The 26,646-nt window shown below is 47.6% G+C and carries 22 protein-coding genes; 2 read left to right on the top strand and 20 right to left on the bottom strand.

The genetic code is table 11. The features are described 5' to 3' along the window. Window positions 1-34: 34 nt before the first annotated feature. From eno to DWW13_RS00640, 12 genes are all read right to left on the bottom strand, one after another. Window positions 35-1,378, bottom strand: coding sequence for a phosphopyruvate hydratase (eno, locus tag DWW13_RS00695; protein WP_117760393.1), 1,344 nt, complete (start codon window positions 1,376-1,378; stop codon window positions 35-37). Between the two features lie 561 nt (window positions 1,379-1,939). After that, a complete protein-coding gene (gpmI, locus tag DWW13_RS00690) occupies window positions 1,940-3,481 on the bottom strand; it encodes a 2,3-bisphosphoglycerate-independent phosphoglycerate mutase (RefSeq protein ID WP_117760394.1) in 1,542 nt (513 codons plus the stop codon). A 180-nt stretch (window positions 3,482-3,661) separates the two neighbouring features. Next, the gene (locus DWW13_RS00685) at window positions 3,662-4,951 is read right to left on the bottom strand and encodes a homoserine dehydrogenase (RefSeq protein WP_055267016.1); all 1,290 of its coding nucleotides are present in this window, start codon (window positions 4,949-4,951) and stop codon (window positions 3,662-3,664) included. A gap of 15 nt (window positions 4,952-4,966) precedes the next feature. Beyond that, window positions 4,967-5,350 (bottom strand): RidA family protein, encoded by a 384-nt coding sequence (locus DWW13_RS00680; RefSeq protein WP_022463321.1) that lies wholly within the window; start codon window positions 5,348-5,350, stop codon window positions 4,967-4,969. A gap of 298 nt (window positions 5,351-5,648) precedes the next feature. Beyond that, window positions 5,649-6,401, bottom strand: coding sequence for a triose-phosphate isomerase (gene tpiA / locus DWW13_RS00675; protein WP_022463322.1), 753 nt, complete (start codon window positions 6,399-6,401; stop codon window positions 5,649-5,651). Between the two features lie 92 nt (window positions 6,402-6,493). Beyond that, window positions 6,494-7,687 carry a phosphoglycerate kinase gene (locus tag DWW13_RS00670; RefSeq protein WP_022463323.1) on the bottom strand — a complete coding sequence of 398 codons (1,194 nt, stop codon included), beginning with the start codon at window positions 7,685-7,687 and terminating at the stop codon, window positions 6,494-6,496. A gap of 214 nt (window positions 7,688-7,901) precedes the next feature. Continuing rightward, window positions 7,902-8,915 carry a type I glyceraldehyde-3-phosphate dehydrogenase gene (gene gap / locus DWW13_RS00665; RefSeq protein WP_022463324.1) on the bottom strand — a complete coding sequence of 338 codons (1,014 nt, stop codon included), beginning with the start codon at window positions 8,913-8,915 and terminating at the stop codon, window positions 7,902-7,904. Between the two features lie 263 nt (window positions 8,916-9,178). After that, the gene (locus DWW13_RS00660; protein WP_118718980.1) at window positions 9,179-9,979 is read right to left on the bottom strand and encodes a histidinol-phosphatase HisJ family protein; all 801 of its coding nucleotides are present in this window, start codon (window positions 9,977-9,979) and stop codon (window positions 9,179-9,181) included. Next, window positions 9,976-11,070: a tRNA 2-thiouridine(34) synthase MnmA gene (mnmA, locus tag DWW13_RS00655; RefSeq protein ID WP_118718978.1), complete on the bottom strand. Its 1,095-nt coding sequence runs from the start codon at window positions 11,068-11,070 to the stop codon at window positions 9,976-9,978. The genes DWW13_RS00660 and mnmA overlap by 4 nt, the downstream gene beginning before the upstream one ends. Window positions 11,071-11,072: 2 nt before the next feature. Next, entirely contained in the window at window positions 11,073-11,510 is a 438-nt protein-coding gene (gene nifU / locus DWW13_RS00650; protein ID WP_022463327.1) for a Fe-S cluster assembly scaffold protein NifU, read from the bottom strand. A 107-nt stretch (window positions 11,511-11,617) separates the two neighbouring features. Beyond that, complete coding sequence (gene nifS / locus DWW13_RS00645; protein ID WP_022463328.1) at window positions 11,618-12,799, bottom strand: cysteine desulfurase NifS; 1,182 nt, start codon at window positions 12,797-12,799, stop codon at window positions 11,618-11,620. 6 nt (window positions 12,800-12,805) lie between these two features. Then, on the bottom strand, window positions 12,806-13,261 hold the full coding sequence (locus DWW13_RS00640; protein WP_022463329.1) for an RrF2 family transcriptional regulator: 456 nt from the start codon (window positions 13,259-13,261) through the stop codon (window positions 12,806-12,808). Window positions 13,262-13,419: 158 nt separating this feature from the next. Between DWW13_RS00640 and DWW13_RS00635 the strand changes: the two genes are divergently transcribed. Then, window positions 13,420-14,781 carry a polysaccharide biosynthesis protein gene (locus tag DWW13_RS00635; RefSeq protein ID WP_118718976.1) on the top strand — a complete coding sequence of 454 codons (1,362 nt, stop codon included), beginning with the start codon at window positions 13,420-13,422 and terminating at the stop codon, window positions 14,779-14,781. Window positions 14,782-14,948: 167 nt separating this feature from the next. Next, the gene (locus tag DWW13_RS00630) at window positions 14,949-15,983 is read left to right on the top strand and encodes a 3-deoxy-7-phosphoheptulonate synthase (protein WP_117509093.1); all 1,035 of its coding nucleotides are present in this window, start codon (window positions 14,949-14,951) and stop codon (window positions 15,981-15,983) included. A gap of 98 nt (window positions 15,984-16,081) precedes the next feature. Here DWW13_RS00630 and DWW13_RS00625 read toward each other — a convergent pair whose 3' ends face one another. The 8 genes from DWW13_RS00625 to xerD all read right to left on the bottom strand — a co-directional run bounded on the left by DWW13_RS00625 (window position 16,082) and on the right by xerD (window position 26,623). Further along, window positions 16,082-17,428, bottom strand: a complete 1,347-nt coding sequence (locus DWW13_RS00625; RefSeq protein ID WP_117509094.1) for a glycoside hydrolase family 30 protein — start codon at window positions 17,426-17,428, stop codon at window positions 16,082-16,084. A 39-nt stretch (window positions 17,429-17,467) separates the two neighbouring features. Beyond that, window positions 17,468-18,289 carry an MBL fold metallo-hydrolase gene (locus DWW13_RS00620; protein WP_158554955.1) on the bottom strand — a complete coding sequence of 274 codons (822 nt, stop codon included), beginning with the start codon at window positions 18,287-18,289 and terminating at the stop codon, window positions 17,468-17,470. A gap of 160 nt (window positions 18,290-18,449) precedes the next feature. Beyond that, on the bottom strand, window positions 18,450-19,985 hold the full coding sequence (locus DWW13_RS00615; RefSeq protein WP_117509096.1) for an ABC transporter substrate-binding protein: 1,536 nt from the start codon (window positions 19,983-19,985) through the stop codon (window positions 18,450-18,452). A gap of 42 nt (window positions 19,986-20,027) precedes the next feature. After that, window positions 20,028-20,936 carry a carbohydrate ABC transporter permease gene (locus tag DWW13_RS00610; RefSeq protein WP_117509097.1) on the bottom strand — a complete coding sequence of 303 codons (909 nt, stop codon included), beginning with the start codon at window positions 20,934-20,936 and terminating at the stop codon, window positions 20,028-20,030. A gap of 24 nt (window positions 20,937-20,960) precedes the next feature. Continuing rightward, window positions 20,961-21,893 carry an ABC transporter permease gene (locus tag DWW13_RS00605; protein ID WP_117509098.1) on the bottom strand — a complete coding sequence of 311 codons (933 nt, stop codon included), beginning with the start codon at window positions 21,891-21,893 and terminating at the stop codon, window positions 20,961-20,963. Window positions 21,894-22,219: 326 nt separating this feature from the next. Beyond that, complete coding sequence (locus DWW13_RS00600; protein ID WP_118718974.1) at window positions 22,220-24,022, bottom strand: cache domain-containing sensor histidine kinase; 1,803 nt, start codon at window positions 24,020-24,022, stop codon at window positions 22,220-22,222. Further along, the gene (locus DWW13_RS00595; RefSeq protein ID WP_118718972.1) at window positions 24,019-25,536 is read right to left on the bottom strand and encodes a response regulator transcription factor; all 1,518 of its coding nucleotides are present in this window, start codon (window positions 25,534-25,536) and stop codon (window positions 24,019-24,021) included. Before DWW13_RS00595 ends, DWW13_RS00600 begins: the two co-directional genes overlap by 4 nt. A 205-nt stretch (window positions 25,537-25,741) precedes the next feature. Further along, complete coding sequence (gene xerD, locus DWW13_RS00590; RefSeq protein ID WP_118718970.1) at window positions 25,742-26,623, bottom strand: site-specific tyrosine recombinase XerD; 882 nt, start codon at window positions 26,621-26,623, stop codon at window positions 25,742-25,744. Window positions 26,624-26,646: the final 23 nt, after the last annotated feature.

Here is a 26,646-nt window from a genome sequence, read left to right as displayed (position 1 = left end):
TTTCAACTGTTATTTGCCTATTTTACGCCGTTTTTCACCATTCTCTTACGCAGGTTCCCTTTTGCGGGAACGGATTCCGGTATTTCGCTTCCTCACCGAGGCGTTCCTCGATGCGGAGAAGCTCATTGTATTTCGCATTCCGCTCCGACCGGCACGGTGCTCCGGTTTTGATCTGGCCGGCGCCTGTCGCGACGGCAAGGTCTGCCAGAAAATCATCCTCTGTCTCTCCGGACCGGTGGGAAATGACGGCGCGGTACCCTGCTCTCTGCGCCATCTCCACCGCATCCAGCGCCTCAGAGAGCGTTCCGATCTGGTTTACCTTGATCAGAACCGCATTTGCCGTGCCAAGTGCAATGCCGCAGGAAAGCCTTCTTACATTCGTCACAAACAGATCATCCCCGACCAGCTGTACTCTGTTCCCGAGCGCTTCCGTCATCTGTTTCCAGCCTTCGAAATCGTCCTCGCACAGCCCGTCTTCGATGGATACGATCGGGTATTTTTCGATCAGTTCCTCATAGTAGGCAACCATTTCTGCGGTATCCCGAAATACTGTCTTTCCGCACTGACGGGATTCCCCGGGAAAGTAGTAGACGTTCCTGCTCTCCTCGTAGAGCTCGCTTGCCGCCGCATCGATCGCGATCATCACGTCGTTTCCGGGCGCATAGCCGGCTTTCTGGACCGCATTGACAATGAGATGCAGTGCTTCATCGGAATCCTTTAAATCCGGCGCAAAGCCGCCCTCATCGCCGACAGAAGTCGAGTATCCCTTCTCCTTCAGGAGCTGCTTCAGCGTATGGTAAATCTCCGCGCACATGGAAAGACCCTCCCGGAATGAGGGAGCGCCGCACGGCATAATCATAAATTCCTGCAGATCGACGGTGTTGTCGGCATGACGGCCGCCGTTTAAAATATTCATCATCGGCACGGGCATACGGCTTGTGTGGCAGCCGCCCAGGTACTGGTACAGCGGTAGATGAAGCGCATTTGCCGCCGCGCGCGCCACAGCAAGTGAGACACCGAGAATGGCGTTTGCCCCGAGGTTTTCTTTCGTTTCGGTTCCGTCTGCCTGGCACAGGATATGGTCAATCCGCTCCTGCTCGAGCGCATTCTCGCCGACAACGGCATCGGCCAGCACGGTATTGACCGCTTCTACAGCCTTTCTCACGCCCTGCCCCAGATAGCGCACTTCCTGATCTCTTTTTTCCAGTGCCTCAAATTTTCCTGTCGATGCCCCGGACGGCACCTGGGCACGCCCCATATGGCCTTCCAGCCCGAGAATCCCCTCCCCGACGGCCACTTCCACCTCTACGGTCGGATTTCCGCGCGAATCCAGAATTTCTCTTCCTGTCACGCTTCGAATTGGTAAATATCGAAACATAGTTTTCCCTCCTGTTTTGCTGCAAAGTGAACAGTAACCAAGTTTCTTCTCTGCGTTCACAGTATGACCGTGCTATGGGAAAAATATGTTACTCTCTCTGTCGAAACCTCTTTTTTCCAGTCCTTATTCTTTTCAAACATAAAAAAACGCAATATGAAAGCCATCCGATTTTTCCATTTTCGGATGGCTTTCATAAGTTAGAACTGTGCATTGGACTGAATCCTTTCTTTTTTTGTTCTTTTGTTCTTTTGTTTCGCTTTGTGGTACTTCGTTACGTTTTCTTGGGTCCATACCTTCGCTTTCTTAGTTTATGGGGTAATTCGTTATGTTCTCGGTGGTCCGTCCTCTCTTTCTGTTTTTTTCTTCCGTTTTCTTTTGTTGACTTTACTATATCAGTTTTCTCACCGTTTGTCAACACTTTATTTTGATTTTTTATCTGTTTTTCATTTTTATTCTGTCTCTTATTGCGTAATTATTTTTATTTTCAGATTATTATGATAAAATATCCCTGCCGCACCCGTTTCAAAACGAATCCGGCAGGGACATTTTCACGATTTCTCTTTATTTCTTAATCAGCAGGGATTTTCCTGTCATTTCTTTTGGCTGCTCCATTCCCATCAGCTCGATCAGGGTCGGTGCGATGTCTGCCAGGCATCCGCCCTCTCTTAACGTGTAGGATGGGTCTGCATTAACCAGAATGAACGGAACCGGATTGGTGGTATGAGCGGTGTATGGCTCGCCGGTCTCGTAATCTACAAGCTGCTCTGCATTTCCGTGGTCCGCACAGATGAACATCTGGCCGTCAACCTCTTTTAATGCCTCCACTGCCTTGCCTACGCACTCATCAACAGCCTCAACTGCCTGGATTGCTGCGCTCTCAACACCGGTATGGCCAACCATATCCGGATTTGCAAAGTTGATGATGATAACATCATATTTCTGGGAACGAATAGCATCCGTCAGCTTGTCGCATACTTCGTAAGCACTCATCTCCGGCTTCAGGTCATAAGTAGCAACCTTCGGGGATTTTACAAGGATTCTATCCTCACCTTTATTTGGCTCCTCAACGCCGCCATTGAAGAAGAAGGTTACATGTGCATATTTCTCGGTCTCAGCAATACGTGCCTGAGTCATGTTATGTGCTGCCAGATACTCACCGAAGGTGTTGGTGATCTCTTCTTTTTTGAACGCAACGGATTTGTTCGGGATAGTCTCATCGTATTCCGTGAAGCATACGTAGGTCAGATCCAGACGTTTTTCTCTCTCGAATCCGGTGAACTCATCTGCGCAGAATGCTCTTGTCAGCTCTCTTGCACGGTCCGGGCGGAAGTTGAAGAAAATCACAGAATCTTTATCCTGAATCGTTGCAACCGGTTTTCCGTCTTTTTTCAGAACGGTCGGCAGAACGAACTCATCGGTTTTTTCAGCATCATAAGAAGCCTGAACAGCCTCTGCTGCATCGGTTCCTTCTACGCCTTCCCCTTTTGTCAGAGCTTTGTAAGCCAGCTCGACACGATCCCAGCGGTTATCACGGTCCATTGCATAGTAACGGCCGGAGATTACGCCGATTTCGCCGACACCGATCTCATCCATTTTTGCCTGCAGCTGCTCTACATAAGATTTTCCGGATGCCGGAGGAGTGTCACGGCCATCCAGGAAGCAGTGTACATAAACTTTCTCGAGACCTTTGCGTTTTGCCAGCTCCAGAAGTCCGAATACGTGGGTGATGTGGCTGTGAACACCGCCGTCAGAGAGAAGTCCGAACAGGTGCAGTGCGGAATTGTTTGCTTTTGCATTTTCAACAGCCTTTACCAGCTCTTCATTCTCGAAGAAATCACCGTCCTGGATTGCTTTTGTGATTCTGGTCAGCTCCTGGTATACAACACGGCCTGCACCCATGTTCAGATGGCCTACCTCAGAGTTACCCATCTGTCCGTCCGGAAGACCTACAGCAAGTCCGCTGGCCTGTCCTTTTACGTACGGGCACTGGCTCATCAGCTGGTCCATAATCGGAGTTTTCGCTTCGCAGACAGCGTTATGCTCGCATTTGTCATTCAGTCCATATCCGTCAAGAATCATTAATACGGTTGGTTTTTTACTCATTGTGAATTCCCTTCTTTACTTAAATTTTGGGTAACAATCCAGAGCCCCGTCTCGATTCCGCTTACGCTGCATCTCGATGTTGCTTTTCGCCATATGAAACTCCAGAAAAAGCGCTCCTTCATGCAAGCAGGATTCGCGATTTTTCTTCCATTTCGCATGGCTCTGAATTGTTACATTTTGTTAGTATACCCGGATTGTCGAAGAAATCTCCTGGATCATCGACATTCCGCCTAAAATCTGCATGGCATCCTCAAAATGGCGCTCTTTGACCTCGTCCGTAATGACGACGATCTCGGCGTATTTTCCATTGACACGTTTCTGAAGCATCTGTGCAATCGAAACCTTGTTGTTTCCAAAGACAGAAGCTACCGATGCCAGCGTTCCATACCGATTTTCAATCTGCATGCGTACAAAATATTTCGACTTAATTTCGCCGACACGCTTGATCGGGCATTCCCGGTAGCATGTGCAGCCGATTCTGCCGCAGCAGTTCCATAAAATATTGCGCACAACATCGAAAATATCGCCCACAACGGCACTCGCAGTCGGAAGCTCTCCGGCACCTCGTCCGTAAAACATCGTATCCTGTACGGCATCGCCTGTCAGGAATACGGCATTGTAGGAATCATTGACAGTCGCGAGCGGATGATTGCTGTCGATCAGCATCGGATGAACGCGGGCTTCGATTCCTTCCGGGGTATCTTTTGCCACGCCAAGCAGCTTGATCGTGCATCCCATCTCTTTTGCATACTCGATATCAGTCGCCGTGATTTTGGTAATGCCTTCGGTGTAAACATCTTCAAATGTCACTCTGGAGTTGAACGCTGCCGAAGCTAGGATTGCTACCTTGCGGCCGGCATCAAGACCTTCCACATCTGCGGTCGGGTCTGCTTCTGCATAGCCCATGTCCTGCGCCAGACGGAGCGCATCACCAAACTCCATGCCTTCCTGCGACATTTTTGTGAGAATGAAATTTGTGGTACCGTTGAAAATACCCATCAGCTCTGTGATATGATTGGCGGCAAGGCACTGTTTCACCGGACGGATGATCGGAATTCCTCCCGCCACGGATGCCTCATAGAGAAAATCTTTTCCGTTTCTCTTTGCTGTCGCAAGGATTTTTTTGCCCTCGGATGCCACCAGATCTTTATTTGCCGTTACAACATTCTTTCCAGCATCCAGGCAGGCAAGAATGTAATTCATGGCCGGCTGTTTTCCACCCATAACCTCAACAACAATCTCGATTTCCGGGTCATTGGCAATCTCCTCGAAGCTGGTGGTAATGATGGAGGGATCGTCAACCTTTGCAGCTGCTTTTTCCACATTGCGCACAAGAATTTTTTTCAGCTCTACACGTGCTCCCAGCTTCGGAAGCATTTCCTCCTGCTGGCTTTTCAGCACTTTATACACACCGGTACCGACAGTACCAAGACCCAGCATTCCGATTTTAATTACTCTTTCCTCTGCCATACTCATCTCTCTCTCTTATTTCAGGGATACGATGCATTCAATTTCCACTTTTGCTGCTTTCGGAAGAGCGGCAACTGCTACACAGGAACGAGCCGGTTTGGACTCGCCAAAGAAAGCACCGTATACTTCATTTACCTTGGCAAAATCGTTCATATCGGTCAGGAAAATGGTTGTTTTCATCACTTTCGTGCGGTCAGTTCCTGCTGCTGTCATGATTGCGTCCAGATTCTTTAAAGAGAGGGTTGCCTGCTCTTCTACGGTTTCCGGGATCACGCTGTCATGCTCTACATCAAAGCCAAGCTGTCCGGAAATAAATAAAAGGCCGTTGTCTGCGACCGCCTGTACATAAGGTCCGATTGCTGCCGGTGCTTTTTCTGTATTAATGATTTCTCTTGCCATAATCATATTCTCCTTTATGCTTTCTTTCGCGTCGTCTGATTTGCCGCGTTTTTTCCCTCTATCATGCGGTTTTTCCGACACTTTTTGTCGTTCCCATCATATCACATGTGGAAGATGTCCGCAAGTGCGAAAAAGCATTGCAGAAGTTTATTACGCCAGATCCTAAAGAGCGGTATTGCCATCACGTCGTAAAACAGCAAACGCCACCAAACACTTTCCCTTTGACATTTCTGCCAAATTTCACCGTGTTTGGTGGCGTTTTAGCCTGTTTTATTGATTGATTTCGTACAAAATCTAATTATTTATTGTAGTTTACGATAGCTCCGAAATCTGGTTTCAGGGATGCTCCGCCTACCAGACCGCCGTCGATGTTCTCCTGTGCGAACAGTTCCGGTGCGGTTTTTGCGTTTACAGAGCCGCCGTACTGGATACGGATAGCTGCTGCTGTTGCATCATCATAGATTTCAGCGATGCACTCGCGGATGCCTTTGCAAACTTCCTCAGCCTGCTCTGTTGTAGCAGTTTTGCCGGTTCCGATTGCCCAGATTGGCTCGTAAGCGATAACGGCTGTTTTTGCCTGATCTGCTGTTACATTCAGGAATCCAACCTTTACCTGCTGACGGATGAAATCCATCGTTACACCCTGCTCTCTCTGCTCCAGAGTTTCTCCGCAGCACATGATCGGGGTGATGCCGTGCTCGAAAGCTTTCAGCATTTTTTTGTTTACGGTCTCGCTGGTCTCTGCGAAGTATTCTCTTCTCTCAGAGTGGCCAAGTACAACGTATTTCACACCAGCGTCTGTCAGCATAGCCGGGGAGATTTCGCCTGTGAAAGCACCTTTCTCCTCGAAATACATATTTTCAGCACCAATCTGGATGTTGGAGCCTTTTGCAGCCTCTACAACCGGGATGATATCGATGGCCGGTACGCAGAAAACAACGTCAACGTCGTCATTTGCCACCAGTGGTTTTAATGTATTAACTAACTCTACTGCCTCGCTCGGAGTCATGTTCATTTTCCAGTTTCCGGCGATAATTTTCTTTCTTGCCATGATCGTTTGATCTCCTTAGTTTTACTTATTGAAACGGTTCAGAGCCGGTTCAGAGCCACCTCTCGATTCCGCTTGCGCTCTGAATCGTTGTTTTATTTGTCGTTTGCTGCTGCAACGCCCGGCAGTTCTTTTCCTTCCAGGAACTCCAGGGAAGCGCCGCCGCCAGTGGAGATATGAGTCATCTTATCGCCATATCCAAGCTGGTTTACAGCTGCTGCGGAATCTCCGCCGCCGATGATCGTAACTGCATCTGTTTCAGCCAGTGCTGCTGCAACTGCTTTGGTTCCTGCTGCAAAATTCGGCATCTCGAAGCATCCCATCGGTCCGTTCCATACAACGGTTTTAGCAGTTTTAACAGCATCAGCGAACAGTTTTGCAGTTTCCGGTCCGATATCCAGACCTTCCCAGCCATCCGGAATCTGTCCGGCCGGAACAACCTGTGTATTTGCGTCGTTTGAGAATGCATCTGCAACAACGTTGTCTACCGGAAGAAGCAGTTTCACGCCTTTTGCTGCTGCTTTTTCTTTCATTTTGTTTGCATAATCCAGATAATCCATCTCAAGCAGAGAATCACCAACGGTGCCGCCTGCTGCTTTTGCGAAGGTATAAGCCATACCACCGCCGATGATCAGGACATCAACTTTATCGATCAGGTTGTCGATAACAGAAATCTTGCTGGATACTTTGGATCCACCAAGGATGGCAACAAACGGACGCTCCGGATTGTTGACAGCATTTCCAAGGAATGCGATCTCTTTCTCCATCAGGTAACCAACAACAGCAGTGTCAACATATTTGGTAACACCAACATTGGAGCAATGAGCACGGTGTGCGGTTCCGAATGCATCGTTTACGAATACGTCACACAGGGAAGCCAGTTCTTTGCTGAACTCCTCACCGTTTTTGGTCTCTTCTGCACGGTAACGGGTGTTCTCCAGAAGGATTACATCTCCGTCTTTCATAGCCTCAACAGCTGCTTTTGCGTTCGGTCCTACAACCTCAGGATCTGCTGCAAATTTAACTTCCTGTCCAAGAAGCTCGGAAAGGCGAACTGCAACCGGTGCAAGAGAAAGCTCTGGTTTTGGTTCTCCTTTCGGTTTTCCAAGATGAGAGCAGAGAATTACTTTTCCGCCGTCAGCGATCAGTTTTTTGATCGTTGGAAGAGCTGCTACCAGACGGTTCTCATCTGTGATTTTTCCATCGATCAGCGGAACGTTGAAGTCACATCTTACAAGGACTCTTTTTCCTTTTACGTTGATATCATCTACGGTTTTTTTGTTTAACATGGGCGTTTCCCTCCATATATCCAACTGCATCTGCCGCGCCGTTTCTTTGTTTTTGCGGCATCGCGGTCCTTATTTAAAAATGCAGTTTATAATTTTTGCACACGGAAAAGGGCTGTTTTTGTGCCGTATTTTTCCGCCGCATTCGCAAAAAGGGCCCGGTCCTTAACAGACCGGACCCTTTGGGCTCTGAAATTTTGCCGTTCAGTTTGTTAAATTATGCTAACTCGCTGAAGTATTTGATGGTACGAACCATCTGGCTTGTGTAGGAGTTCTCGTTATCATACCAAGAAACAACCTGTACCTCTGTTGTTCCGTTGTCCAGCGGAAGAACCATAGTCTGAGTTGCATCGAACAGAGAACCATATCTCATACCAACGATGTCGCTGGATACGATTTCATCTGTGTTGTATCCGAAGGACTCGGTTGCAGATGCTTTCATTTTTGCGTTGATCTCGTCAACAGTTACAGTTCCTTCTACAACTGCTGTAAGGATTGTGGTAGAACCGGTTGGGGTTGGAACACGCTGTGCAGAACCGATCAGTTTGCCGTTCAGTTCCGGAATAACAAGACCGATTGCTTTTGCAGCACCGGTGCTGTTTGGAACGATGTTAACTGCAGCTGCACGGGATCTTCTCAGATCGCCTTTTCTCTGCGGTCCGTCCAGAGTCATCTGATCTCCAGTGTAAGCATGGATAGTAACCATGATACCGGATTTGATCGGAGCCAGTTCGTTCAGAGCTTTTGCCATAGGTGCAAGGCAGTTTGTGGTGCAGGATGCAGCGGAGATGATGTTATCGTCTGCTGTCAGGGTCTCATGGTTTACATTGTAAACGATGGTCGGAAGGTCGTTACCAGCCGGAGCGGAGATAACTACTTTACGAGCGCCTGCATTGATGTGTGCCTGAGCTTTTGCTTTGGAGGTGTAGAATCCGGAGCACTCCAGAACTACGTCTACGCCAAGCTCTCCCCATGGGCAGTTGTTAGCATCCGGGAAAGCATAGATTTTGATGTTTTTGCCATCTACTGTGATGGAATCTTCATCGGATGTTACGGTATCAGCCAGAGCATATTTTCCCTGAGAAGAGTCATATTTTAACAGATGAGCTAACATCTTCGGGGATGTTAAGTCGTTGATTGCTACTACTTCATAACCTTCTGCTCCAAACATCTGTCTGAATGCAAGACGTCCGATACGGCCAAAACCATTGATTGCTACTTTTACTGCCATGATTTTCAATTCCTCCTAAAAAGTGAATTTTAATTTTGAGTCTCTGTACTTTGTTAAAGAAACATCAACCTTATCTGTATAATACCTAATTTCGTCGGAAAATTCAAGTTCTATTTTCAAGAAAATACGAAATTATTTCTAAAATTTGTGAAGAAGCCGGATGCCAATCCGTATTTCTGCAAAATTTCGAAAGATCCGTCTATTACAGAAAGAGCCGGAATCCAGCCTTTCCGGGGCTTTTTCCGGCTTTTCCTGCGTGTTTTCTATTGGATCGGCAGATATTCCGGCTTTTTCTCTTTAAACCGCACGTAGTACCGGAATCCGGCTTCCTGCGCGATAGCTGCCGCGTCCGCGAAATGAAACGCTATATGTTCCGGTTTGTGGGCATCGGCACCGAAGGTGATCTTTTCGCCGCCCAGTTCCCGGTATCTTCTGATGACATCCGGCGTCGGATTCGGCACGCCAAGGCCTGCCTTGTAGCCGCCGGTGTTGATTTCCAGCGCGATATCGTACTGAATCAGCTCTTTTAAAATGGTATCGATCTCGTCCGCAAATGCGCGGTAGCTGTAATCTTTTCCCTTTTCTCTGCAGTAGCGTACCACATAATCCAGATGACCAAGCGTCTGGAAATTGTGGAAGAACCGGATATTTTCTGCTGTAGCCCGAAAATACGCCCGGTACAGCTCTTCTGCTGTCCAGTCCGGGAAAGCATCCTCATAATAGGGGTCTTTTCCGTCAATGACATGCATGGAGCCGATCACATAGTCGAACGGCCACGCATTTACATACTCTTCCATCCGTTCTTTTAAGTGGAGCTGCAGTCCCAGTTCCACGCCGAATCGGATATCGATTCTGCCGCGATATTTTTCCTGCAGTTCCCGGATTTTTGCCGCATATGCCGGTGTATCGAGCTGGAACTCGCCGGTACTGTAATCCATATCGTAGTGATCCGTCAGGCAGATTGCCGGAAGTCCCAGCTCGACTGCCCGTTTTACCATCTCTTCTGTTGGTGCTTCGCTGTCACTTGAAAAGAAACTGTGCATATGACAGTCCGCTATTTTCATCTTTCGGCCTCCGTAATCGTTCCGCCTCCGCCGACACAGCCGTCCACGTAGAAGACAACAGCCTGTCCCGGTGTCGGAGCACGCACGCCGTCCGGGAAGGTACAGGTAATCTCATCTTCCCCGGTCCGTTTGATCACGCACGGGGAGCCTTTGTGCCCGTACCGGATTTTTGCGGTGCAGGAGAGCTCTTCTCCAAGTTCCAGCGGCGGAATTGCCATATAGTTTACTTTGTTTGCTTTTACTACTTTTGCGAAAACCTCTTCATTTTCGCCGACCACAACCTCGTTCGTCTCCGGACGGATTTCCAGTACGAACACGCGGTGTCCCATCGGAAGGCCGAGTCCGCGGCGCTGTCCTACGGTGTAATGGGTAATCCCCTCATGGCTACCGAGGATTTCACCCTTTGTATTCACGAAATTGCCTTTCGGTGCCACGATTCCTGTCTCGTTCTGGATAAAGGAAGCGTAATCCTGATCCGGCACGAAGCAGATTTCCTGGGAATCCTTCTTTTTTGCTACCGGAAGACCGATTTTTGCTGCAATCTCACGAATCTGATCTTTTGTGTAGTCTCCGACCGGCATCAGCGTATGCGAAAGCTGCTCCTGGGTCAGATTATACAGTGCATACGTCTGGTCTTTTGCCGCTGTTACCGAATTTGCAATCGCATACCGTCCATTGGCAAGCTGTTCGATTCTTGCATAATGTCCGGTCGCAATGTAGTCCGCTCCAATGGAAAGACTGCGCTGAAGCAACGCTTCCCATTTCACATAGCGGTTGCAGGCGATACACGGGTTCGGTGTTCTGCCGCAGAGATATTCGTTCGTGAAATAGTCCATGACGTTCTCACGGAACTCTTTTTTGAAGTTCATGACATAATACGGAATGTCCAGCACCTGTGCCACGCGCCTTGCATCATCAACAGCAGAAAGGCCGCAACAGCCCCCGTTTTCCTCCTGGACTGTCTCGGCCTCATCCTGCCAGATCTGCATGGTCACCCCGATGACATCGTATCCTGCTTTTTTCAGGAGATACGCTGCCACCGAGGAATCTACGCCGCCGGACATTCCAACGACTACTTTCTTTTTTCCCATACTTAGTATTCTTCCTCTTCCTCGCCCTCGCTGATATCAGACTTCGGTTTTGCAAGACCTTCGATCTTGATGTGGTGTTTCTCTGCGTAATCCCAGAGTGCAGCGTGAATTGCTTCTTCTGCAAGCAGAGAACAGTGAACTTTGACCGGCGGAAGTCCGTCGAGTGCTTCCATAACGGCTTTGTTGGTTACTTCCAGAGCTTCCTGGATGGTTTTTCCTTTTACCAGCTCGGTTGCCATACTGCTGGTTGCAACTGCGGCGCCGCAGCCGAAGGTTTTGAATTTGCAGTCCTGAATGATGCCGTTATCGTCGATGTCAAGATACATTCTCATGATATCGCCGCATTTTGCATTTCCAACGGTACCTACACCGCTTGCGTTCTCAATTTCTCCTACATTTCTCGGATGCTGGAAATGATCCATTACTTTTTCACTGTACATTGTTATTCTTCCTCCTGAACTATTTCAAAGCAGTCCTCCTCCGGCACAGCTTTTACCTGAATTTTTCTGTACCGGCTTTCTGGATGGACTGTCTTATTTTTTTAAACTTATTTACCCTGCTGTTTTTTGATGTAATCCTCATACAGCGGGGACATGCTGCGCAGACGGTCTACGATCGCTTTAATCTGCTCTACAACAAAATCAACGTCCTCTTTTGTGATCTCCTCACTTAAAGTCAGACGTAAGGAACCGTGTGCTTTCTCGTGCGGCAGTCCGATGGCCAGCAGTACATGGGACGGATCCAGGGATCCGGAAGTACATGCAGAACCGCTGGATGCGCAGATACCTTTCATATCCAGCATGATCAGAAGGGACTCTCCCTCGATGAATTCAAAGCTGATGTTGCAGTTGTTCGGCAGACGTTTTACCGGATCGCCGTTCAGACGGCAGTTCGGAATCTCGGTTAAAATACGGTTGATCAGATAATCACGTACTTCGATTTCTTTTGCGGTACGCTCCGCCATAGTTCTTGCCGCACGCTCTGCCGCAACTCCATATCCTACGATGCCCGGTACATTTTCTGTTCCGGCACGGCGTTTTCTTTCCTGCGCACCGCCGTGTACGAAGGAGCGGATTTTCACACCCTTTCGGATGTAAAGGAAGCCGATTCCTTTCGGTCCGTTAATCTTATGACCGCTGGAACTGAGCATATCAATATTGCACTCATCCACATTGATCGGGATCTGGCCAAATGCCTGTACAGCATCTGTGTGGAATAAAATATTGTGTTCTTTTGCAATTCTTCCGATTTCCTTGATCGGCTGAATCGTTCCGATTTCGTTGTTTGCCGCCATAACGGAAATCAGAATGGTCTCAGGTGTGATGGCTGCTTCGAGTTCATCCAGATTGACAACGCCGTTCTCATCGACGCCGATATAGGTGATTTTCGCACCGCGCTCTTTTTCCAGATACTCACAGGTATGAAGAATCGCATGATGCTCGATTTTTGTGGTGATGATGTGGTTTCCTTTATTTTTATATGCTTCAAAGGTAGCTTTTAACGCCCAGTTATCGGACTCGCTGCCGCCGGCTGTGAAATAAATTTCCTCCGGTTTTGCGCCGAGCACGTTTGCGATCTGCTCTCTTCCTTTGGTGATGGCTTCTTTGCTTTTTCCTGCAATTGCATAAATACTGGATGGATTTCCGTAGTATTCGCTGAAATAAGGAAGCATAGCCTCGACAACTTCCGGGGCTGTTTTTGTTGTTGCCGCATTGTCCAGATAAATCATTGTTGTTCACTCCTTGTCATTTCTATCGCTGTTTCTGTTTTTCTCTAATTGCCGGCTCTGCTGAACCAGCTCTCCGAGGCTGATGGAATCCACAGCGTTCGTAATTCCCTCATTGATCCTCTGCCACACAAAACGCGTGACGCAGAAATCGGCCGCATCGCAGCCGCCCAGGCCTTCATTGACCGAGCACGTGACTGCCTCGAGTCCGCCCTCCAGCACACGGAGAACATCTCCTACCGAAATGGAATCTGCCGGTTTTGCAAGTACATATCCACCGCCTGCTCCCCGCACACTCTCAATGAATCCGGCTTTTCGAAGCGGACGCACCAGCTGCTCCAGATAGCTCTCTGAGATATTCTGGCGTTCTGAAATGCTGGCAATGGACACTGCACCCTCTTCTTCGTGACTCGCCAGATCGATCATGGCACGCAGACCATATCTTCCTTTGGTCGATAATTTCATTCCTGGTTCTCCTTTTTCCTGTGCTGTCGTTTTCCAATTCCGACAGTTTTAATCGGATTTATTTCTCACTCAGAATAGCACCTATCACGGGGTTCTGTCAAGGAGTTTTTTCGCATATTTTAGACTATCTGCGCAATGCCGTGAAAGGAGTCTATCCCATGCTGAAAATCACAAGAAAGAACACGCTTCTTCTTGGCACACTGATCCTGACCGCGTCCGGGATCATCTGCAGAATTCTTGGATTTCTCTATAGAATATTCCTGTCGCGCCGGATCGGTGCGGAAGCCTTTGGTATCTACCAGCTCGCCACACCACTCTACGCACTGATGCTCTCCCTTGGCGCAGGCGGCATGCAGACGGTGCTCTCGCGCTTTGTCGCATCGTACCTTGCCAAAAAGGATTCCAGACGGGCAAAGATCTGTCTGGCGGCCGGATGCGGCATTGTAGTGATACTTTCCTTCTCCGCCTCCATCTTTCTCTTTTTCAGCGCGGATTTTATCGGAACACGGCTTCTTTTTGAGCCGCGGACGATTCTGCTCCTCCGGATTTTATCACTCGGCATTCTCCCCTCCGGGATCCACAACTGTCTCTCGGCATGGTATCTTGGCCAGAATCAGACGGCACTGCCTTCTTTTTGCCAGCTTTTGGAACAGTTCGTGCGCATGGGCGCTTCCTACCTTGCCTGGCTTTTCTGTCTTCCCACAAGCCTCCCCTCTGCCGCTGTCGCTGCATTCGGTACTGCCGCCGGCGAACTCTTTTCGTGTCTCTTTCTGATGGCCTGCCTGTCCGTCTCGCACAGCAGGTCCCCTCAGAAACACCGCCCGATTTCTGTTTTTTTCAAAGAAAAGACCCTCTGGTACGATACCTTCCGAGAGCTTGCCGTTTTGAATCTTCCGCTTACGCTGAACCGTATTCTTCTGAATGTCCTCCACAGCATTGAAAGTGCTCTGCTCCCCGGCTGTCTGGTCACCTTCGGTCTTTCCCGGAAAGCAGCGCTCTCGCAGTATGGCATTCTCACCGGTATGGCACTTCCTATGATCTTTTTTCCATCTGCCATCACCCACGCGGTGTCCGTCATGCTTCTGCCCGGCGTAGCAAAACAGCAGGCCGACGGTACGCCGGAGCAAATATCAGACACGATCCGTTATACAATTTCTTTCTGTGTGCTGCTTGGCACTTCCGCTGTTTTTGCCTTTTTCTTTTTCGGTCCGTGGCTTGGACGTTTCCTTTTTCAAAACGAAGAAGTCGGCGTTTTTCTGCGTATCCTTTCATTTTTAAGTCCTTTTCTCTATCTGGAAACGACACTTGGAAGCATTTTAAACGGCCTTGGAAAAACTTCTCTCGTTTTTTTCCAGAACCTTGCCGGAGATGTAATTCGTATTCTTGCAATTCTTTTTCTCGTCCCGGTTTTCGGCATCCGTGGCTATCTCTATGGTATTCTTGCAAGTGAACTTACCATTATGACAATGGCACTTTTGTTCCTGCATCGGGAATCTGCAAACGGATTTGCTGTTCATTGATACCTTTTTTCTATCTTTTTTAAGAGAAACAGAATTTTCGCCGAAAAAATATCGACAATCTTCGCGTTATGTATTATAATTTATAGATAGTTTGCGACGGGGCACACAAGAACGCTCCTCTGTCCGCAGCTAGAAAAGAAGTGCATCTAAGATAAAGGAGAACGAAAATGAGCCTTGAATTTGTAAGAAAACTTCCCACCCCAACAGAGATCCGGGAACAATATCCCTTAAGCGCCCGCGCAACCGAAATCAAAAAACAGCGTGACGCTGAAATCGCAAAAGTCTTTACCGGGGATTCCGATAAATTTCTTGTTATCGTAGGACCTTGCTCCGCAGACAACGAAGACGCTGTTCTGGAGTACAATCACCGTCTGGCAAAGGTTGCCGACAAAGTATCCGACAAACTGATCATCATCCCGCGTGTCTATACCAACAAACCGCGTACCACAGGTGAAGGCTACAAAGGTATCGTTCATCAGCCGGACCCGGAAGGAAAGCCGGACCTGCTGCACGGCCTGATCGCCATGCGTAAAATGCATATGCGTGTAGTAGAAGAGACTGATCTGACTTCTGCAGACGAAATGCTGTATCCGTCCAACTGGAGCTATCTGTCCGATATTCTCTCCTATGTTGCGGTCGGCGCACGTTCCGTAGAAAACCAGGAGCACCGTCTGACTGTTTCCGGCATCGACATTCCGGCCGGCATGAAAAACCCGACCAGCGGTGATCTTTCTGTTATGATCAACTCCGTCATTGCCGCACAGGGCTCCCACTCCTTTATTTACCGTACCTGGGAGGTAAAGACAAGCGGAAATCCGCTGGCGCACACCATTCTCCGCGGTGCGACCAACAAGCACGGCAACTCCGTGCCGAACTATCACTACGAGGACATTCAGCTTCTGCTGGAGAAATACAACGAAACACATCTCGTAAACCCGGCTACCATCATCGATGCCAACCATTCCAACTCCGGAAAGAAATACGAGCAGCAGATCCGTATCGTCAAAGACGTTCTGCACACAAGACGATGCAGCAAGGATATCGAAAGTCTCGTAAAAGGTGTTATGATCGAAAGCTATCTGGAGCCTGGCAATCAGAAAATCGGATGCGGAACCCATGTTTACGGAAAATCCATTACCGACCCGTGTCTTGGATGGGATCAGACCGAACGACTGATTTACGATATTGCTGAGGAGTGCTAAATTTTCTCCTTCGTTGCAAAAACACATATGAAAGAAACCTCTGTCGCAGATTTTACCGGTCTGCACAGAGGTTTCTTTCTTTTGTTATGATAAGGTTGTTAAATCAATACCGTTGCAATGCTATTGCCCCAGAAGGTCAGGCGGGTTGTGGTTCCGTTCATGCGGAGATTGACTACTTTCGTCTCTTCTGACGTATTTAATACAACGAGTGCAATCGTTCCATCCGGGTTTTTCGCTGCTGTAACCTCAAGATCCGGCGAATACGTGGAGCTTGCGATGCGGACGGCGCCCGGTTTGATGTATTTTGAGAAGTGGGCGATCGCGTGGAACATCGGTTTTACTTCGATTGTGTCGGTCGTTCCGTCGCAAATGATCGGTGCGCCGCAGAAGTTGTCCACGTGGTTCGGGCCGCCGATCTCATCAAGCACGAGGTTCCAGTCAATCCAGTAATTCATGCCATGGTTCAGATCGCCGATGATGTCGTGCGCATACTGTTTTGCATGGCGCAGAGAGTTTCCGGCAGCCGCACCGTACCGTGCCAGCTCTACGCAGCCCTCACTGTGCATCAGCATCAGATCCGGGTAATCTTCTCTTACCATCGAGAGGGTGTCAAAATGATCGCCTGAATACCAGTGGTATGCAACACCAGCAATCATATCTTTCGTTGTCTCATCCACAATGTCGCGGGTTCTCTCGTACGTTCTCTCTTTGTTGTGGTCCCAGATGTACAGTTTTACGTGATCAAGGCCTTTTTCTTTTAAGGTCGGGTACAGATAGTCACGCAGGAATTCTTTTTCCTCTTCTGCCGTATATTCGCAGGAATCCCAGGTCTGAACAGCCAGCGGCTCATTCTGTACCGTCATCCAGGAAATCGGCAGGCCGAGTTTTTCGTACTCGGTGATGTATTTTGCAATATAATTTGCGTAATCCGGATAGCTTTCTTTTTTCAGGTGGCCGCCGCCGTTTCTCACGCCGGTCTCTTTCAGGAAGGCTGGCGGGGACCACGGGGAAAGCAGCAGTGAGACCGGTTTGCCAAGAGTTTTGGAAACAGCTTTTACGAGCGGCTGCACGTATTTTGCATCTCTTTCCAGGCTAAAATCCCTGAATTCCGGATCGTCCGGGTTTTCGACTGCGCAGTAATTGCCGATGGAGAAGTCACAGCTGTCCATGTGAATCCGGCCGATCGTATAGCCAATGCCGTCTTTTCCATAATACGCTTCTACTACTTTCTTACGGTTTTCCTCACTCATGCGGGACAGTGCATAGCCTGCGGACTCGGTGAGTGCGGCGCCAAATCCCTCAATTTTCTGATACGTCTTGTCCGGGTACAGGTTGATGACCTGCATTTCCTGATTTTTCGCGTCCGGGATCAGTGCAGTTTCATAGTCTCTTGTTTTGATGCCATCTTCCCCAAAGATGGTTGCGTGTAATGTTACTTTTGCCATAAGTTTTCTTCTCCTTTTCTCTGCTTTTTGCAGATCATTTTATCGCTCCGGATCCTTTTCCAGGCAGTCCGGGTAATAACTGAGTCTTGCGGTTCCGTGTTCGGCATAGAGCATGCCTTCCCGCGGTGCGGTTTTTCCTTCTGCTTCGCCGGACAGAATCTGCTCGGCGGTTTTGATGCAGTCATCGAGAATCGTCTCTGGCTGGCTGAAATAGCCCTGCATGCCGCCGAAACCGATGTGCCCGCTGTAGGATCTCTCATAGCGGGTTTCGTATGTTTTCAGGTGATACAGCCCTTCCAGCGTTTTTCTCACGCTGCAGCCGAGGACAAGAAGATTCTGGTTGCAGGCATCGCCGGAGAACAGGATTTTCGTCGCTTCATCAAGAAAACAGATGCCGCCCGGCGTGTGGCCGGCCACCTCGATGCACTCGACGCGGCGGTTTCCCAGTTCGAAAACATCGCCCTCGTGCAGGGCATGGAATGTCGGCATTTCGAACGGCTGAATTTTGTTGAGATCATACTCATATGCCTGATAGCCGCCGTTTCTTCCAATTTCATCAGCAAAGCCGCGCAGCTGTTCTGCGTTCAGGTTCCGTGTCATAGCAAAATCTGCCTCGCCAAGATAGACATCCGTAAACGCACCGATTCCGCCGACATGATCGAGATGGCCGTGCGTCAGGACAACGTCGTACGGCTTGTCCGTCAAGCTTGCCGCGATGCCTTTCAGATCAGAAAGGCCGCATGCGGTGTCAATCAAAAGCGCACGCTCCTCTCCGACCAGAAAATAACACGCGGACAGACCGAATTCGTTGATGGCGTAGGTGTTTTTCGCAATTTCCATTACCATTGGTTCTTTTATCATAGTTTTGTTCCCTCCCATACATGATGGCTGTTTTCGGAAAAAGCAGGCACCGCACGCATACCCCCACGATATGTTCTGCTCCAGTACCTGCTTTTTGTCCGTCTGTTCTGCCTGCGGCAGAAGTTATATAGTCTTTGCGTTTCCCTTTCGGAAATTCGTTTTATTTCAGGCCTGCTACGTAAGCGTCAAGCTGTTTCTGAGCTGCCTCTTTCATGGTTTCGATTCCTGCTGCTTCCATCTGGGACTGATAATCAGCCAAACCAGATTCTGCATCTGTGTATCCGAGCTCAAGCGGCCACCAGTACTGCTGCTGTACATTGTTGCATGCAGCAAGCTGGGTCTCGAAGGAAGAGGTATCCAGTACAAATCCTGTGAATTTCTCATTTCCCTGTCCAGAAACGATGTGGGACTCAAACTCATCAATGTTAGTCTTATAATCGTCCGGAGTACCGATCGCCTGACGGTTCAGAGCATCACTTCTTGCAGACCACATTGCGCTCGTTCCATAGTTGTCCGTATCCAGAACCTTGAACTGTCCTTCATCGTTCAGCTCATAAGAAGTTCCTTCAATGCCGTAGTAGAACGCATCGTATACTTCCTGATCATTGGTGATCAGATCCCACAGTGCCATTGCTCTCTCCGGATTCTTGGAAGTATTGGAGATTACCATACAGTCCTGCGTATATGGAAGATGTGCAACATCTTTTACCATGTTAGAATAGTGAATATCGTATTCCGGATGAAGAATTGCCTGTCCCACATAGGAATCAATGTTATGGATCTTCAGAGCTGCTTTACCATTCTGAAATTTCGTGCTGTCCGTGTCTGACAGAGCAGATTTTGAATAAAATCCTTTCTCATTCCATCTTGCCATCATTTCCAGGAATTCCGGTGTTTTCTCCAGCTCATAGGAAGTCATAACAGTTGGATTTTCTGCATTTGGATCATACCACAGATAACGGATTCCGTTGAAGGCTGCCAGTCCCTGATTTTCCATATACATGAAGAAGATTTCCGGTGCTGTAGAGTACAGATCGATGCACTCCATTTCCGGATGCGTTTCTTTGATGATATCGCAGTACTCTTCAATATCTTCAAAGGTCTCCATCTTTCCGTCCCATTCGGTTCCCTCTACCAGGTCACCACGATAGATAGGACCATATGAATTGTAGGTAGACAGCAGGGAAGGAACACAATAATAGCTTCCATTTACTGTTGCCTGCTGTTTTGCTTCCTCAGACTGTGCTGCAAAGTTCTTCGGTGCGTAGGTTGGCCAGAGCTCATCAAGGCTCTTGAAGGCACCCTTCTGCGCCAGAGATGCAAAGTTCAGCCAGGATGCACTGTATGCCATATCAAACTCTTCTCCCGAAGAGAACAGCAACGGATATTTGTTTGCGTACTCCGCCCAGCCGATCCAGTTGATTTTCAAAGAGCAGTTCAGTTTCTCTTTTAAGAGTTTGTTCAGATTCTCGTCGATTGCATCCTGTCCTGCCGGACGGTCACTGATGACATACATGGAAAGCTCCACAAACTCGGATGTGTCAAGCTCACCGCTTGCGGATGATGTAGATCCGCTCTTTGCAGCTCCACCATTGGAAGAGCTGGAATTGTTGCTTCCGCAGCCTGCAAGCAGGCCTCCGGTCATGGCGATTGCCATGGATACAGCAAGTGCTTTTCTTAATTTTTTGTTTTGCATTTCTTTTTCCTCCTTTTTCGTTGCCTTTATCTAATCGTTCCATCAGCCTTTGACGGAACCGATTGTAACACCTTTTACAAAATATTTCTGTATAAACGGGTAAACCAGAATGATCGGGCCGGTTGCCACAACTGCCATGGCCAGCTTCAGGGAGTTGGATGGCATATCCTGCAGCGGAATGTTTGCAGAGCTTGCCATCTGGGACATTGCCTGCGTTTTCTGCATCAGGGCATACAGCATGTACTGCAGCGGATATTTTGTTTCTGTATTCATATACAGCATTGCATTGTACCAGTCATTCCAGTAACCAAGCGCAAGGAACAGACCGATGGTTGCCATTCCGGATTTCAGAAGCGGAAGGATGATGCTGAAAAATGTTTTAAACTCGCCTGCGCCGTCAATCTTCGCAGATTCGATCAGTGCGGTCGGAATTGCGGATACGAAGGTTCTCATGATCAACAGGTAGAAGACATTGAACACACCCGGTAAGATCAGGGCAAGGTAGCTGTCTTTTAAGTGCAGATACTGGATGTAGAAAATATAGGAGCAAACCATACCGCCGTTAAACAGGGTCGTAAAGTAGAAGAAGAAGGACAGAGCATTTCTGTACTTGAAATCTTTACGGCTGATCACGTAAGCGGTCATTGTCGTAAGCAGAAGTCCTACTGCAGTTCCGGCGAGGGTGATAAAAATAGATACCCCGTAAGCACGGACAACGGTCATCGGGCTCTTGAAGATCAGTGCGTAAGCGGCTGTGGTAAATTCTCTTGGGAGAATGCCATAACCCTGAAACCGAATCGCCTGCTCAGATGAAAACGAACCGGAAACCACCATAATAAACGGCAGTAAACATACCAGAGCCATCAGCGCAACAAAGGTGTAACAGATGACATAAAATACTTTTGTAGAAGTACTTTTCTTGATTTTCTGTGATTTTGCAACAGCTTGCATAACTAATTCCTCCTTTTTTCTGTCTTAGAACAGTGCAAGATCTTCTTCTACATGTTTTACGATTGCGTTTACGATCAGAATAGTCGCAAAGCAGATGACGGACTGATAGAAAGATGCTGCCGCTGTCATACCGAGGTTGGAGTTCTGAATCAGGGAACGGAATACATAGGTATCAATAACATCGGTCTTGTTGAAGAGCTGTCCGTTGTTTCCAACGATCTGATAGAACATCTCGAAATCACCACGGAGAATTCGGCCAACCTGCAGAAGAAGCATGGTGATAATGGTCGGAAGAATGCTCGGAAGAGTGATGAAACGGATTCTCTCAAAAATATTTGCACCGTCGATGGAAGCTGCTTCGTGAATCTCAGCATCGACACCGGTAATTGCTGCGATGTAAATAACGGAGTTATATCCACACCATTTCCATGAGTTGAACAGACAGATGATCCATGGCCATATACCGGCTTTGGATGCATCGTACATATTGATCTTCTCCCCTCCAAAGAAGGTTACGATACTGTTCAGGATACCGGTTTCATAGTTGAAGATATTGTAAACAAAAACTCCAACGATAACCCAGGAGATGAAGTACGGTAAGAAAATGATTGACTGTGTCACTTTTTTAAAGATTTTTTTGTTGATCTCAGAAATAAAAATTGCGATCAATACCGCAAGAAGCTGTGAAGTAACCAGGTTTAACAGGTTGTACACAACTGTGTTTCTCGTAATCAGCCATCCGGTTCCGGATGAGAACAGGTATTCGAAGTTTGCAAATCCATTCCACTCACTTCCGAATACGCCAAGGTCATATCGATAGTTCTTAAATGCAAGCACCAGTCCGGACATCGGAAGGTACTGCATAATCAATACCAGCAAAAATGCAGGCATCGCCATAACAAAAAGGGCTCTGTTTTTCTTTACTTCTGCTACAAAACTTTTCACATGCTTTCCCATTTGTTAACTTCCTTTCTTTTTCATCGTTCCTGCACTGTATGTAACTGCCGGCCTGTACAAGAGTGCTCCCAAGACCCTCCACGCATCGCTTTGTCTTGGGCTTGTTCTCAACTGATGACCCTATTATACCGAAGAATTTATCTATTTTGTACCCAACAAAACTTCGATTTCTAGTAATTTCTTATGCTTTTTGTGATCTCGCACAGGAAAAATCTTGTTTTTCTTCCCGTTTCTTGTCAATTTGCACAGCGTACTTTCCACATCTCTCTGCTCATTTTCACAATTTTTATGCAAAAAGAAAGAGAGGTTTTCCTCTCTCTTTCTTTTCAGATCTTCTCTTCCGCTTCTGCTATTGTCATAACCGGAATTTTGATCTCAACATGCGTTCCTTTTTCACTTTCCAGATACGTAACACCATACTTTTCACCGAAGCAGAGCTTCAGGCGAAAGTTGATGTTCCGCACACCATAGCCATGCTGTGCTGTCCGGATGTCCTGCTGTGTCTCTTTCTGCATCTGCTCCACATCAACTCCGGGACCATCGTCCTGAACCGAAAAAATAATATCCTGTTCCTCTCTTCTCGCACGGATCCTGATTTCACAACTTTCAATATCCGGTTTCTCCGCAATCCCATGGACGATCGCATTTTCCACAAATGGCTGAAGAATAATATTGAGACATGCATAGCTCTTCAGTTCTTCCGGCACATCTACCTCGAGAGAAATGGCGTTATCAAAGTGATAATTTTCGATATTGACATAAACCTCAACATGCTCGACTTCTTCCCCGATGGAAATCAGGCTCTTTCCATGATTCAGACTCAACCGATAGAACCGGGCCAGATTCCACGTCAGCGTTCCGATCTCCTCTGCACCGTAGTCCATGGAAATCCAGTTAATCAGATCCAGCGTATTGTAGAGAAAATGTGGGTTGATCTGCGCCTGCAGTGCCCGTACCTCTGCCATTTTAACTTCCTTACCAAGTTGATAATGCTCCTGCATCAGCCGCTGGACTTCCTGCACCATACCGTTAAAATTGTGATAAATTTCCTCAATTTCATCTTCCTCGGTTGTGATTGGCAGATTTGCGTTCAGATTTCCGCTTTCCAGACCCGTCATTTCCACATTCAGCTTTTTCAGTCTTCCAACGTAGTAACCGGAAAGAAGATATGACATCAATACAATAACGGCAATCATACTTCCAAGCATCAGAGCCGCTGAGAGCCACAGAAACCTGTACTGATCCTCATATTCATTTTCGGGAATTATCAAGATCATCTGCCAGGATGCACCGTCCACATTTTGCCGGGTAATGTAATATTCCTTCTGTCCCTCCTTCCTTTTTTCCATAAAAAGCTCCGCGCCATAGTTTAAAAGTATTCCTTTTTTCTGCATTTTTTGAAGAATACTGCTGTTAGAGCTGGTAATCATCCTGCCGTTTTCACTCATCAGATAAACAAGACCTTCTGATGTGATATTGGCATTTTTCATAATATCCTGGAAATATTTCGCAGAAACACTGATGCTGCAGATACCAAGTTCCTCTTCTTTTTCTTTTTTGGATGCAATCCGGTGATACAGGGTAACCATCTGCGAGGTATCCTGCTGATTCACACCGTCTCTCTCACGACTGATTGCAACGTAATCTTCTCCCCTGTTCAGAGCATACCGCAGATCAACGTAATCGCTGCGTTCCTTAAGCCTTGATACTCCATCGAAATAATATTGATTTCCCGCATACATCACCTCATCCGGCACGTACAGGCAGAAACGATAGATCGAGTTCGAAATCTCGTAGGAATTAAATTCTTTATTCAGCTCATAGTATTCCAGCCACTGCTCCATGTATGGTCTTTCTTCTCCAAAGCCATCCGCTGACAGTGTATTCTGAATTACCCCATTGTCCTCCACCATATTCGCCAGATACGTCATATTCCGCAGATAACTCTCCGCAAAAGAAATCGCCTGGCTTACCGACTGTTCCATCGAGTAATCCGTTTTTTCACGATAACGGCGCACCACCTGCGGATAGCACAAAGAACAGAGCAAAATCTGCATCAGAATCAGCGGAACGGCAAAATACAGCATCATTCTCTTATGCATTGACATTTTCTGTAATGGATGTTTCATCGCATCTGCAGACTCTCCTTATACTCTGTCGGGGTAACCCCCGTTTTCTTTTTAAATATTTTCGCAAAATAATTGGCATCCTCATAACCCACCATTTCAGATACCTGATAGAATTTTAGCTGCGGATCACGCATTTTCTGTTTCGCATTCTCTACACGCACTTCCAGCAGATACTGTCCAATCGTAAGTCCCGTTTGTTTTTTAAATACAGTAGAAAGATACGTCGGTGTCAGATAAACAAGCTCAGCGAGTGTTCCGATGGAAAGATCCTGATCTGTATAATGTTCCTGGATATATTCTGTGATACGGCTCACATGATAACTGTTCTCCGTTTTATGCGTATTCGTTTTCCCATTCTGCTTTTCAAAGAGCTGCCCAATTCTGCGTATCATTTCCTCTTTCATCTCCGCAAACGTTTCTGCCTGCATAAAGAAATCGGTTCCTCCCTGCTTCCAAGGCTTTTCCATCGTACCGGGATATCGATATTCCGCTGCTTTTTCCAGCATATCACGCATTACACAATAATGGTAACGTATATCAGAATTCATGCACAGATGATGGCTGACCAGTTTTTCATACAGCGTTTTCTGAAAAAGGCAGGCACCTTTTTCATCGTTGTCCATAATCAGTTGATAAAATTTATCCCGCTGTTTCTTGGCATCATCTATCCACGGCTTCTCTGGCGGAACATCGTCGTAGCAGACGCTTTTCCCCCATCCAAGCCAGGAAAGAGCCTTTCCCGCTTCCTTTGCCTGACGGTAAGACAACAAAATGTCTTTCTGGCAGCCGCCTCTTCTTCCATAGGATAAAAAGCATCCCGAAATCGAACCATCCTGCGTACAGCTTTTCAATGCATCAACCAAAACCGGTTCCATTTCTTTCCATCGCTTTTCTTTTTCACTTCCAAGAAGCAGAATCAGATAGAACGGGTCAAGCAGTGTCATTGTTATCGAAATCCGATACGGTTTCAGTGCTTCTTTTGCCATTTTCTCAAACTTTGGTAAAAATCCGGCTCCACAGCCTTCACTGTCAAAATGGATCATGACAATGCGGAAACTGGATCCCTCCGCCTGCTCAAGTGAAACATCGGTGTCCACCTCTAAAAGATAGTTTCGAAGTTTCGCGCGCTCACTTTTTCTGCGCTCCTTCACGCGTCGCACTGCTTCCTCGACGCTTTCCGAGAGCAGCTTCACGTTAACCGGTTTTTCCACGTATCCGACCGCATGCAGATCGATTGCCGCTTTTAAATATTCCTTATCTGCATAGCCTGTTGAAAAGATGATCTCAATCTCCGGAAATTTTTCCCTCAATTTCCGGCACAAATCCACACCGCTCATGCCCGGCATACGAATATCCGAGAGAACAATATCCGGCCGGAAGGCTTCCGCTTTCACCAGTGCTTCCTCTCCGTTTGCGGCTGCTTCAACCTCCGAAACGCCGAGTCGTTGCCATGGAACATGCCTTAAAAGGCCAGTTCGAATGATCTTTTCATCTTCTACCACAATCAGTTTCATGTTGTGATACCCCTTTGCTTATATCATACTTAAATGTAAAACCTGTTTTTCAGTATAACACAGATTTTGTAGCTTGTGAATCAAAATTGCTGTTTCCTGGCACATTCTAATCTGCATAATCTCCAAAAATTAAGCGTATTTGGCAAATCTTTTCATTCAAGTTTTGCCAAATACGCTTTTTCCATTTCTTTTTTTGTTCAATCTGCTACTTTCTCGGATGTGTCTTCCGGTACACGTCCCTGATTTTATTCACACCAAGGTGGAGATACATCTGCGTCGTCGAAATATCGGCGTGTCCCATCATCTCCTGGACACTCTTTAAGTCCGCACCGTTTTGCAGCAGATGGGTTGCAAACGAATGACGCAGGGTATGCGGCGTAATATCCGCCGTAATGCCTGCGGATTTTGCATAGGATTTCAGAATTTTCCAGAACCCCTGACGGCTCATCGGACCTCCGGAACAGTTGACAAACAGTACATCGTCCTCCCGTCCATGCATCAGGGCTGCGCGCGCACTGCCCAGATACTGCTCCAACGCCTTTTTTGCCGGTCCACCAAACGGAACGATCCGCTCCTTTTCATCGCGGCAGGTGATGTAGCCCATCATAAGGTTAACATCCTGCATTTTTAAATGGATCAGTTCACTGACACGGATACCGGTCGCATACAACATTTCCAGCATTGCTTTGTCGCGGATCCCCTTTGGCGTGTCGGTTTTGGGCTGGCGAAGCAGCAGATCGACCTCTGCGATGGAAAGGATCTCCGGCATTTTCCGCTCAACCCTCGGTGGCTGCAACGCTTTCGACGGGTCAGATACCATTTTTCCCTCCTGACATGCATATTGGCAAAACATATGAATCGCCGCGATGCTGCGCGAGATCGTTGCCGGGGAGAAGTGTTCCCGCTCCAGATATAATAAATAAGAATTTAAAACCGTTGCATTCATCTGCTCCGGTTTTTCTATTCCGTGCTCCTTCAAAAAAACTGCCAGCTTTCGAAGATCGCGCTGATAGGAGACTTCTGTATTTTTTGACGCTTTCTTTTCCGTCTGTAGATAGTCCGTAAATGACTGTATCGTTTCCTGCATAGCTTTTTTCCTTTTTGCTTTTT

The sequence above is a fragment of the Blautia sp. AF14-40 genome (genome assembly GCF_003479665.1).
Lineage (GTDB): Bacteria > Bacillota > Clostridia > Lachnospirales > Lachnospiraceae > Fusicatenibacter > Fusicatenibacter saccharivorans.
Note: the sequence above shows the minus strand (reverse complement) of the source record. Positions and strands in the feature narration are given on the sequence as shown.